The organism is Micromonospora sp. C97 (assembly GCF_018070385.1).
GTDB lineage: Bacteria > Actinomycetota > Actinomycetes > Mycobacteriales > Micromonosporaceae > Micromonospora > Micromonospora parva.
The window spans coordinates 1-10,536 of the sequence record NZ_JAGPXU010000053.1; the positions used below are offsets into that span (position 1 = coordinate 1).

The 10,536-nt window shown below is 73.3% G+C and carries 9 protein-coding genes; 5 read left to right on the forward strand and 4 right to left on the reverse strand.

Annotation, left to right across the window (positions count from 1 at the left end):
• Positions 1-35: 35 nt before the first annotated feature.
• Positions 36-2,348, reverse strand: coding sequence for an ATP-binding domain-containing protein (locus KBX26_RS31850; RefSeq protein ID WP_210867106.1), 2,313 nt, complete (start codon positions 2,346-2,348; stop codon positions 36-38).
• Between the two features lie 147 nt (positions 2,349-2,495).
• On the opposite strand from KBX26_RS31850, the gene KBX26_RS31855 reads away from it, so the two are divergent.
• A complete protein-coding gene (locus KBX26_RS31855; protein WP_210867107.1) occupies positions 2,496-3,122 on the forward strand; it encodes an SGNH/GDSL hydrolase family protein in 627 nt (208 codons plus the stop codon).
• Between the two features lie 66 nt (positions 3,123-3,188).
• Here KBX26_RS31855 and KBX26_RS31860 read toward each other — a convergent pair whose 3' ends face one another.
• Positions 3,189-4,316 carry a sigma-E factor regulatory protein RseB domain-containing protein gene (locus KBX26_RS31860; RefSeq protein ID WP_210867108.1) on the reverse strand — a complete coding sequence of 376 codons (1,128 nt, stop codon included), beginning with the start codon at positions 4,314-4,316 and terminating at the stop codon, positions 3,189-3,191.
• Between the two features lie 95 nt (positions 4,317-4,411).
• On the opposite strand from KBX26_RS31860, the gene KBX26_RS31865 reads away from it, so the two are divergent.
• Positions 4,412-5,068, forward strand: a complete 657-nt coding sequence (locus KBX26_RS31865) for a response regulator transcription factor (RefSeq protein WP_210863295.1) — start codon at positions 4,412-4,414, stop codon at positions 5,066-5,068.
• 74 nt (positions 5,069-5,142) lie between these two features.
• On the forward strand, positions 5,143-6,513 hold the full coding sequence (locus KBX26_RS31870) for an ATP-binding protein (protein ID WP_210867110.1): 1,371 nt from the start codon (positions 5,143-5,145) through the stop codon (positions 6,511-6,513).
• 324 nt (positions 6,514-6,837) lie between these two features.
• Here the strand turns inward: KBX26_RS31870 and KBX26_RS31875 are convergent, their stop codons facing one another.
• Complete coding sequence (locus KBX26_RS31875; protein WP_210867109.1) at positions 6,838-8,421, reverse strand: tetratricopeptide repeat protein; 1,584 nt, start codon at positions 8,419-8,421, stop codon at positions 6,838-6,840.
• A gap of 57 nt (positions 8,422-8,478) precedes the next feature.
• Positions 8,479-8,940 (reverse strand): MarR family winged helix-turn-helix transcriptional regulator, encoded by a 462-nt coding sequence (locus KBX26_RS31880; protein ID WP_030333595.1) that lies wholly within the window; start codon positions 8,938-8,940, stop codon positions 8,479-8,481.
• Positions 8,941-8,989: 49 nt separating this feature from the next.
• On the opposite strand from KBX26_RS31880, the gene KBX26_RS31885 reads away from it, so the two are divergent.
• On the forward strand, positions 8,990-9,511 hold the full coding sequence (locus KBX26_RS31885; RefSeq protein WP_030333597.1) for a VOC family protein: 522 nt from the start codon (positions 8,990-8,992) through the stop codon (positions 9,509-9,511).
• A gap of 24 nt (positions 9,512-9,535) precedes the next feature.
• Entirely contained in the window at positions 9,536-10,423 is an 888-nt protein-coding gene (locus KBX26_RS31890) for a hypothetical protein (protein ID WP_030333599.1), read from the forward strand.
• Positions 10,424-10,536 lie beyond the last annotated feature (113 nt).

Sequence of the window (10,536 nt, forward strand, 5' to 3'; positions counted from 1 at the left end):
CAGAGATCACAGTCCACGTCAACCTCATGATCGACTCAGGGGGTGGGGGTGGGCGTGGGGGTTGGGCGGAGGACTCCTAGGCGTTGGGTGGCGCGGGTCAGGGCCACGTACAGGTCGCTGCGCCCGCGGGGGGACTCGGCCACCATCCGGTCCGGGTCGACCACCAGCACCGAGTCGAACTCCAACCCCTTGGCCTGTGCGACGGTCAGCACCACCACCCGGCTCTCCAGCTCCGGGTGCTCGCCGACGGCGGCCTCCGGCAGGGCCGCGGTGACCGCCGCGCCCAACTCGCCCACCCGGCCGGCCGGCACCAGCACCCCGAGCCGACCCTCGGTCAGCCCGGCGGCCTCCCGGGTCACCTCGGCCACCAACTCCGCAGCCAACCGCCCGTCGGGCACCGCCCGGTCCCACGGGGGTACGCCGCTCTCCCGCACCGAGCGCGGCGGCCGCAGCGCCGGGTCGATCTCGGCCAGTACGTCGGCGGCCACCGCCATGATCTCGGCGGGGGTGCGGTAGCTGACCGTCAACTCGGTGAGCCGCCACCGCTGCTCGACGTACGGGGCGAGAGCGTCCGCCCAGGACGGTGTGCCGCTGAGCGCGCCGGTCTGGGCGACGTCCCCGACGATCGTCATCGACCGGCTCGGGCAGCGGCGCATCAGCAGTCGCCAGGCCATCGGCGACAACTCCTGCGCCTCGTCCACGATCACGTGGCCGAACGCCCAGGTGCGGTCGGCGGCGGCCCGTTGCGCGGTGGTCAGCCGGTCGCTCTCCTCCTGCCGCTCCAGCAGCCGGTCCGCGTCGATCAGGTCGGTGACGCCGAGGATCTCACCGCCCTCGGCCTCGTCCTCGACGTCGATCGAGCGGGAACCCCTGGCGATCTCGAGCACGCCCTCGGCGTACTCCCGTTCCATCATCCGGATGCGGTCCCGCCGGGCGGCGGCGGCACGTTCGTCCTCGCCGAGCAGTTCGGCCGCCTCGTCGAGCAGCGGAACGTCGGCGGGGGTCCAGCCACCGCGCTCGCGCCGCAGCAGCGCCCGTTCGTCAGCGGTGAGCATCGGCGCGGCGGCGGCGATCCGATCCGGGTCGGCGTACAGGTCGGCGAGCAGCCGCTGCGGTGTGAGCACCGGCCACAGCTGGTCGAGGGCGGCCCGGATCTCCGGTTCCTCGCGCAGTTCCCGCCGGATCTCGGCCCGGTCCGCCTCGTCGAGGAGGTTGTCCCCGCCGAGCGGGTCGGCGCCGATCCGTTCGGCCACCTGCTCGGCGAGCGCGTGCACGATCTCCACGTCGAACAGCGCGCGGGCCAGGTTGTGCGGTCGGTCGGTGCGGCGGACCCGGTCGCGGGCGGCGCGCACGATCTCCGGGTCGAGGGTCAGCGTCTCCCGCTCGACCTCGATCTCCAGTGGCTCGTCCGGCACCCACTGCCGGTCCCGCACGGCCAGCGCCAACACCTCGGCCAGCACCGCCCGGCCCTTGAGCGCCGCGGTCTCGGCCGGCTCGGACCGTTGGGCGCTCACCCCGGGAAAGAGATCACCCTGGGTACGCAGCAACACACCGGTCTCGGCCAGCGTCGGCAGCACCTGGGAGATGTACCGCAGGAAGGTCGCGTTCGGGCCGACCAGCAGCACGCCCCGGCTGGAGAGTTCGCGGCGGTGCGTGTAGAGCAGGTACGCCGCCCGGTGCAACGCGACAGCGGTCTTGCCGGTGCCGGGGCCACCCTGGACCACCATGACGCCCGGGAGTTCCGCGCGGATGATCTCGTCCTGTTCGGCCTGGATGGTCTCGACGATGTCGCGCATCCGGCCGGTGCGGCCGGCGTTGAGCGCGGCGAGCAGCGACGCCTCACCGGTCAACTCCTCGTGGGCGCCGGGGGAGGCGCTGTCGATGTCGAGCACCTCGTCGTTGAGCCCGGTCACCTTGCGCTGGCGGGTACGCAGGTGCCGGCGACGGCGTACGCCCTGCGGGTTGGCGGCGGTGGCGAGGTAGAACGGTCGAGCGGCGGGGGCGCGCCAGTCCATCAGCAGCGGGTCGTAGTCACCGGTGGTGTCGAAGATGCCGATCCGGCCGATGTAGCGGCGGGAGTCGTCGTCGCCGTCGAGACGGCCGAAGCAGAGCCCGTTCTCCACGGCGGAGAACTGTTCGACCTGATCGGCGTACATCGCTACCGAGCTGTCGCGCTGCGAGCGGTCCTGGAGGGTTCCGCCGGTGTTGTGCAGCTCGGCGGTGAGTCGGTGGGCGGCCTGCTCACGCAGCTCGTCCAGCCGGTGGTAGAGCATCGAGACGTACTCCTGCTCGCGACCGATCTCGTCGTCGAGCGGCAATTCGCCGGAACCGCCGGAGTGCCTTGACAAGCCGTCTCCCTAAAGATTAGAATCCTTTGCAGGAACGGCTTTTAGCCGTTCTTTTTTGTGCCCTTCGAACTGTTGAAGATAGCGCGTTCCGCCGGTTCTCACCAAGCCGGGCGGTCCGGCGCGCCGGTGATCGCGAGGTGGCGGCGGATGATCCTGCGGACCGGCCAACGGGTGGTCTTCATCGGGGACAGCATCACCGATTGTGGTCGACGCGACACCGCAGCGCCGTACGGCAGCGGATACGTGAGCCTGGTGCGCGCCCTGGTCGACGCCCGGCACCCCGAGCTGGAGGTGGAGTGGATCAACCGGGGTGTGAGCGGCGACACCGTGCGCGACCTGGCCGCCCGCTGGGACGCCGACGCCATCGCCGAGCGCCCCGACTGGCTCGCGGTGCTGATCGGGATCAACGACATCTGGCGGCGCTACGGTGACCGCCCGGATGAGGCGGTTGGCATCGACGAGTACGAGCGCACCCTGCGTGACCTGCTGCGTCGGGCGGTCACCGGCACCGGCTGCCGACTGATCCTCGGCGACCCGTTCCTCATCGAGGCGGACCGCACCGATCCGCAACGCGCCGACACCGACCGGTACGCGGCGGTCGTGGCCGCGCTCGCCGCCGAGTTCGACGCGGTGCACGTGCCCAACCAGGCGGCGTTCGACCGGGTGCTGGCGGTGAGTCCCGCGACGCGCTGGGCCGACGACCGGGTCCACCCGTACCTGCCCGGCCACGCGGTCCTCGCCGACGCTTACCTCAGCGCCCTCGGCGTCTGCTGACCCGCCCGCGCGCACGGTGAAGCGCCGGGCCGACCGTCAGGTCGACCCGGCGCGAACACGCGGAGATCAGCCGCGGGCGGCCTGGTAGAGCCGCTCCGGCGTCACCGCTCCGGCGAGTACCCGGCCGTCGTCGGTGAGCAGCACGGTGAACAGTCTGGTGCTGAAGAGTCGACCGCTGCCCCAGTCACCACTGACGGCGGGCAGCCCGCCGAGCAGCTTCGACACGTCCACGTCGGGTGCGGCGCCGGCCGGGGGAGTGGCGGGTTTCCCAGCGGCGGGCCTGCCGTCGAGCGCACCGTCCAGGCGGGCGACCAGCACGGTGGTCCAGCCGTCGCCGACCGCACGGACCTGCGGGTCCGCCGCTGGCTTCACGTGACCGGGCTTGCCCGCCGGCCGTTCGGCCTTCTCCTCGGTGACCGTCACCCCGGGCGGCGGGTTGAAGGTGAACTGGTCGGCGTCAGGGCGGCGGTAGTCGACCTGGGTGAAGGTTACCTCGAACGCCGGCTGGTCACTGCCCTTCGCGAGCACCTCGAAGCGCAGCGGCACGTGCTGCTTGGCGTCGATGGCGATCCGCAGCTGGTGCACCAGCGAGTCCTGGTCACGCGGCTGGAGCACCAGCTCGTACGAGTCCCGGCCGGCGACGGTGGCCGAGCGGCCGACGCTGACCTCGGTGCTCGGGTCGATCGCGCCCAACGCCAGGTCGGCGGCCTGCTGCGGGGTGGCCGGCAGGCTCGCTGCCGGTTCCGGAGCGGGCTTGAACGCCCCGGCCTTGTCGCTCAACGCGCGGTGCGTGGCGGTGTTGGTGCGGCTCTGCCAGGTCCACAGATCCCGGCCGTTGCGGATCACGTCCTGCTCGCCGAGGGTGTCCAGCAGCGCGACCCGCTGCTTGTCCGGCCCGGAGTACCAGACCCGCAGGGTGTGTGTGCCGGTCAGCATGGTGGTCAGCTCGTTGCCGGGGAGCAGCCCGACCAGTGGTGGCAGGCCGAGGTCGGCGCGCTGCACGACGGTCCCGGACAACCCCTCCAACCGGGATGTCTGCAGGTCGACGAGGAGCTGGGCGGCGGTGCGGGGCGGCAGACTCGGCTCGGCCTCGGCGGCGAACGTGCCGATCGCCGCGCCACCGCCGATGACGGCGACGGCCGCGGTGGCCGGGACCAGCCAGCGCAGGACGGGACGGCTTTTCAGGACGGACATGGTGGCACCTCCTGCGCCCATCCTGCCCCCTCACTGCTGTGAACGCGCTGAGGACACCGAACGGGGTTGATTGACCCGGGTGGCACCCTTGAGTGGTGCGCGTGCTGGTGGTGGAGGACGAGGCCCGGTTGGCGGCTGCCCTGCAACGCGGCCTGCAGGCCGAGGGGTTCGCGGTGGATGTGGCGGGGACCGGCCCGGCCGGCCTGGACGCGGCCCGGCACGGCGGGTACGACGCCATGATCCTCGACGTGATGCTGCCCGGCCTCTCCGGGTACGAGCTGGTCCGGCGGCTGCGTGCGGAGGAGCACTGGTTGCCGGTGCTGATGCTCTCCGCCAAGGACGGCGAGTACGACCAGGCCGACGGCCTCGACTGCGGCGCCGACGACTATCTGACCAAGCCCTTCTCGTACGTGGTGCTGCTGGCCCGGCTGCGGGCGTTGCTGCGTCGGGGCGCACCGGAGCGTCCGGCCGTGCTGGCGGTCGGCGACCTGCGGCTGGACCCGGCCCGGCGGCGGGTGACCCGGGCGGACGCCGAGGTGACGCTGACCGCGCGGGAGTTCGCGCTGCTGGACTACCTGATGCGCCGGCCGGGTCAGGTGATCTCCAAGATCGAGTTGTTGGACCACGTCTGGGACGCGAGCCTGGAGACCGCGCCGAACGCCGTCGAGGTGTACGTCGGCTATCTGCGCCGCAAGCTCGGCCGGGACCGGCTGGAGACGGTCCGGGGTGCCGGCTACCGGTTGGCCACGTGACGTCGGACGGCCCGGCACCCACCGGTCGGGCCCGGCCCGGCTGGATGCCGATCCTCGGGCTGCGAGGGCGGCTCATGGCGATCGGCGTGTTCGGCCTCACCATCGGGTTGGCGGTGGGCGGGGTGGTGCTGCTCGGCGCGCTCGGCTTCGTGCTCCAGCGCACCGTCGACACCGAGGCGTTCCGCACCGCCGATGCCGTTGCCCTGCTCGCCGCCGAGGACGCGCTGCCCGACCCACTGCCGGTGGCCGGCGGGCAGGTCCGTGTGCAGGTCGTCGACGCGCAGGGGCGGATCAGGGCGGCCTCGATCGACGCCGACCGGCTGGTGCCGATGGTCCGCCCGGAGCGACTGGACCGGACGGGTCGGCAGCGGCTGGAGGTGCCGGCCGAGCGGGTCGGGCTGGTCGGCCCGGTCCGCGTGGTCGCCGTACCAGCCGGCACCGCGGCCGACCCGCTCACCGTGCTGGTCGCCCGCTCGATGGCCGACGTGCGGCACAGCATCCACGTGGTCCGGACCATCCTGCTGGTGGCGTTTCCGCTGCTGGTGGCCGTGCTGGCCGGGGTGGCGTGGCGGGTGGTGGGCGCGACCCTGCGGCCGGTCGAGCAGTTGCGTCGAGGCGCCGAGGAGATCACCGGGAGGGCCGGTGCGGGCCGGCTGCCGGTGCCGGCGTCGGCCGACGAGATCCACCGCCTGGCGGTCACCCTCAACGGCATGCTGGACCGGTTGGAATCCGCCCGCGTCCGGCAGCGGGCCTTCGTCTCCGACGCCGCACACGAGCTGCGCAGCCCGTTGACCAACATCCGGACGGAACTGGAGGTGGCCCAGCGCCTCGCCGACCGGACGGACTGGACGGCGGTGACCGCCAATCTGCTCGCCGACACCGACCGGCTGAGCCGCCTGGTCGACGATCTCCTGCTGCTGGCCCGCCTGGACGAGACGCCGCCGACGCGGGGGACCGGCCCGGTGGAGCTGGGCGCGTTGCTGACGGACGTCGCCGCCCGCTACCCGTCGCCGCCGGTGCGGGTGGCGCCGCCGGCGGGCCCGCTCTGGACGATCGGCGCGGTCGAGGAGTTGCGTCGGGTGCTGGCCAACCTGGTGGACAACGCGGTACGCCACGCGTCCGGCAGTGTCGTGCTCGCCGCCGAGGCAACGTCGACGGAGGGCTCCGCGGTCCGGCCTGGCGTCGGGGCGTACCACCTGGTGACGGTGACCGACGACGGCCCGGGGATCCCGGTGGCGGACCGGGAGCGGGTCTTCGACCGGTTCACCCGGCTGGATGACGGACGGGCCCGCGACGACGGGGGCGCCGGCCTGGGGCTGGCCATCGTCCGGGAGCTGGTGCGACGCGCGGGCGGCAGCATCATCCTGACCGACGCGCCGGAGCAGCGAGGCCTGCGGGTGTGCCTGTTCCTGCCAGCGCTGCCAGCCGAGGACGGCCAAAAGTAGACGGTCCGCGACGGCGACCTCCCCCCAACCGCCCACTGATGCCCCTTTGCTCTGCACCCGCGGACGCGACAGCCACGCAACGTGATGGTCGCCGACGCGTGTTGTAGCGGCGGTCGCGACGTTTCAGCTGCTCATCCGAGGTGGTGCGTATAGGTAAGCAGAGCAAAGCCTGGGCCGGAGTTGTGGGCGGGGCGTCGGGTGTGACGGGGTGTCACGGCGGGTTCGTCAACGGGTAGCTCACGCTGAGTGAGGTCTGCGGGGCGTAGCCGGCGGTGCAGTGGCGGGCAGGGTCGGGGCGTGGCGGGCAGGGTAGTGGCTTGCGGGTCAGCGGCGGCTGGTGCAGACCTGCTTGGACTGGGCCACGGTGTCGGTGGACCAGGCGACCGCGACAGTGAAGCAGAAGTCGTTGGTGCGGTTGAGCGCGTAGATGACGAAGCTGGTGGTGCCCGCCGGCAACGTGGCGAAGATGTTGTGGGTCTGGCCGGTGCGCCCGCCCGCGATGACCACCGGGCCCTCGCTGCCGGCCGGGTACGTCCAGTTCAGCGCGATGCTGTCCCGGTTGTCGCGCAGGGTCACCGCGGTGGGTGGGGTGCCGGGCGGCGCCGCGGCGGCAGCCGACGTGGGTGCCGAGCCGCCCGGGGCGGGCGCGGTGCTGGCCGGCGCGCCGGCGGTGGGGGAGGCGCTGGCCGGCGGCGGGGTCGGCTCGTCGTCGCCGTCGACCCGGGCCACCCCGGCGATCACCGCCGCCGCGCCGAGGAGCACCACTACCACGCCGGCCACCAGCACCGGCACGAGTCGGTTGCGCTGTTCCGGCGGCGCGCGGTGCACGGGCACCGGCAGCAGCCGCGACGGCGTGTACGGCTCCACCTGTGTCGAGGCGTCGGACGACGGGTACGCCTCGGTGGGGGCGGCGGGACGGTGCAGCCGGTACACCCCGGGCTGCTCCTGCGCGCCGCCGGCCAGCCCGACCACCGACGGGGGCACCGGAGGGTCGGCGGGGTGGGGCGGGGGGCCGTCCACCGGTTCGGTCGGCCACCTGCCGCCCGTCGACCCGACCGCCTCGTCGGAGGGCAGCCGGGGGTTCGGAACCGCCCCGGCGTGGTGGGGTGCGGCTGCCGACGGGTGGTGGCCCCAGTCGGTCGGCCCGTCGTCGTGCGGTGCAACGCGGGCGGCCGGTACGACGGGCGTGTCGCGGGCCGTGGGTGGGTTGTCGGCGCAGACGTGATCGGGATTCGCCGCCGCCCGGGCCAGCGCCGCCACCTGGGTGGCCAGCGGGTCGTCGGCGGGCAGGTGCTGCCGGCACAACTCACGGGCGAGCGCCAGGTTGTCGTGCGCCTCGGCGAACTGCCCACAGTCGCGCTGCATCGCCCCGAGCCGCGCCAGCATCTTGATGCCGCTGGGGTGCCCGTCGCCGTACACCTCGCGGTGCAGCTCCCAGGCGTCCTGGAGGCGGTCGCGGGCCACCGTGCACTGGCCTCGCGCGTACTCCACGGTGGCCAGGTCGGCGTGCGCGGCGAGCACCCGCAGCGACTCCGGGCCGTCCTGCGCGGTCAGCTCGATGATGACTTCCTGGTAGAGCCGCGCCGCCCGGGAGTGGCTGCCGACCCGGTGCAGCACCGCGGCCAGGGTGGCCGCCGCGGCCACCGTGCGTGGGTCGGCGCGACCGTGCAGGCGGGTGGTGGCCGCGTACGCGAAGGCGGCCCACCCCCGGGCCGAGTGTGGCTCACCGAGGGCGATCAGCACCCGGGCCTGGAGGCTGGCCGCCTCGGCCAGCTCGGGGGTGGCGTTGGCCGGGCGGGGGTCGGCGTCGGTGAGCGCGTCGGAGAGCAGCTGCTGTGCGCCGGCAAGATCGCCGGAGGACACGAGGTGGTGCGCCTGATCAGTCAGTTCACCGAAGCCGGAAGACACGCCCCATCGTGCTCATCCGACGACGGTAAGTACAAGACCCGCGCCGGTGTCGATTGGTCAGGATCCGGTCAGGTGCTCGGCCAGGGTCTCGCTGATCCGGCGCAGCTGGTCGACCTGGGCGGGGCTCAACGCGTCGAACAGGTGTCGGCGTACCCCTTCGACGTGGCCGGGCGCGGCGGCCGCGAGGGTGGCGAAACCCTCGTCGGTGAGCAGCGCGATCTGCCCGCGTCGGTCGGTGGGGCAGTCCTCGCGGCGCACCCAGCCGGCGGCCTCCAGCCGGGCCACGGCGTGCGAGAGCCGGCTGCGCGAGGACCCCGCGGCCTGGGCCAGCTGGCTCATCCGCAGTTGGCGACCGGGGGCCTCGGAGAGCTGGACCAGGATCTCGTAGTACGCGTGCGGCATGCCCGCGTCGCGTTGCAGCTCGCGGTCGAGAGTGTCCATCAGCACCCGGGAAGCGGTCAGGTACGCGCGCCAGGTGCGTTGCTCGTCGGGGTCCAGCCAGCGGGTCATGACCGCCATCATACCCCCGATGGTTGAATGCTCAACTAAATCGCGCTAGCCTCGGGTCATGGGTATTCATCGGCTCAACCACGCGGTCCTCTACGTCAGTGACCTCGCCCGCAGCGTCGCGTTCTACAGCGACGTGCTGGGCTTCCGCCCGGTGGCGATGACCCCGGACGGCTTCCGGGGCGCCACCTTCCTCCAGGCCCCCGACTCCACCAACGACCACGACCTCGGCCTCTTCGAGATCGGCGCGGGCGCCGGGCGGTCGACCGCTGGTCGGTCCACCGTCGGCCTCTACCACCTCGCCTGGGAGGTGGACACGCTCGACGAGCTGGCCGCCACCGCCGAGCGGCTCGTCGCGGCCGGCGCGCTGGTCGGCACCTCCGACCACGGCACGACCAAGAGCCTCTACGGCAGGGACCCCGACGGTCTGGAGTTCGAGGTGGTCTGGCTGATCCCGGCCAACCTGCTCGACGACACCGCGCTGGCCGCCCGCAAGCAGATCGGTCGGCTCGACCTGGACGCCGAGCGGCAGCGCTACGGCGGGCAGACCCGGGGCGGGGTGGGGATCTCCGTCCCGGCCTGACCGCCCATACGGTAGAACGGACCGATGCCGACCGACCGGACCACTGATTTCCTCCGCGAGCTGCTGGTCCGCCAGTTGACGACCTGGCTGGCCGCGGCCCTGCACCGCTCCCGGCGGGCCACCGTCGCCCTCGCGGGCGTCGACGCGGGCAGCGCGGAGGCGGCACTGCGCCTGGTCGCCGCACACGGCGACCAGGTGCGCGGCCGGCAGGTGACGGTGCTGGTGCTGGCCGACGCCGCCGACGCCGACCTGCCGGCCCGGCTCGGCCCCATCGAGGCGGAGCTGCCCGCCGAGGTCACCGTGCACCTGCTGCCCGGCGACGCGTACCGGCTGCCGGTCGCCGTGAAGGCCGCCGGGGCTGCCGGCGCGCCACTGTTCTCCTTCGTGGACCTGGCCGGCGCGGTGACGCCGAAGGTGCTCGCCGCCGCGACGAACGGCCGGACCGGAGAGCTACTGCTGCACACCACCGACAGTGCCCGAGACGTGCTCGTCTCCGCAGGGTTTCCCCTGGTCGCCGAGGTGGCACCGGTGCTGCCCGGCGGCGAGGCCGCCGGTGTGATCGCGTTCGGCAGCCGCTCCGACCGGAGTCTGGAGGCGATCCGCGACGCGCTCTGGGCGGTCGGCGCGGACCACGGCGTGCGCTACCGCGACCCCCTCGACCCGACCGGCACCACTGTCGACGTGCTCGGCGATCCGGATCTCGAACCGCTGGCTCAGCAGTTGCTGGCCGAGCTGCGCGCGGGCGGGCCACGGCCGGTCACCGAGCTGCGCCGGCACACCCTCACCGCGACCCTCTATCGGGCCGCCGACGCCAACCAGGCGCTCGCCGACCTGCTCGACGCCGGTGACGTGCGCCGCGACCGCGAGTCCGGCCGCCTGGCCGGCGACGAGATCATCAGCCTGACCCGCTGACCCCCAGATCCCCACCCCCACGCGATCTTGCACTTTCTGTCTCGGCATAACGGGTATCCCACGCGAAACGCCAACAGAAACTGCAAGATCGGCGGGGGAGGAGGGCGGGGCGG

What these genes read in the sequence shown, in the direction of transcription:
- KBX26_RS31855 (WP_210867107.1), top strand. Translation starts at nt 2,496, where the DNA reads ATGATCCTGCGGACCGGCCAACGGGTGGTCTTCATCGGGGACAGCATC.
- KBX26_RS31860 (WP_210867108.1), bottom strand. Translation starts at nt 4,316, where the DNA reads ATGTCCGTCCTGAAAAGCCGTCCCGTCCTGCGCTGGCTGGTCCCGGCC.
- KBX26_RS31870 (WP_210867110.1), top strand. Translation starts at nt 5,143, where the DNA reads ATGGCGATCGGCGTGTTCGGCCTCACCATCGGGTTGGCGGTGGGCGGG.
- KBX26_RS31880 (WP_030333595.1), bottom strand. Translation starts at nt 8,940, where the DNA reads ATGGCGGTCATGACCCGCTGGCTGGACCCCGACGAGCAACGCACCTGG.
- KBX26_RS31885 (WP_030333597.1), top strand. Translation starts at nt 8,990, where the DNA reads ATGGGTATTCATCGGCTCAACCACGCGGTCCTCTACGTCAGTGACCTC.
- KBX26_RS31890 (WP_030333599.1), top strand. Translation starts at nt 9,536, where the DNA reads ATGCCGACCGACCGGACCACTGATTTCCTCCGCGAGCTGCTGGTCCGC.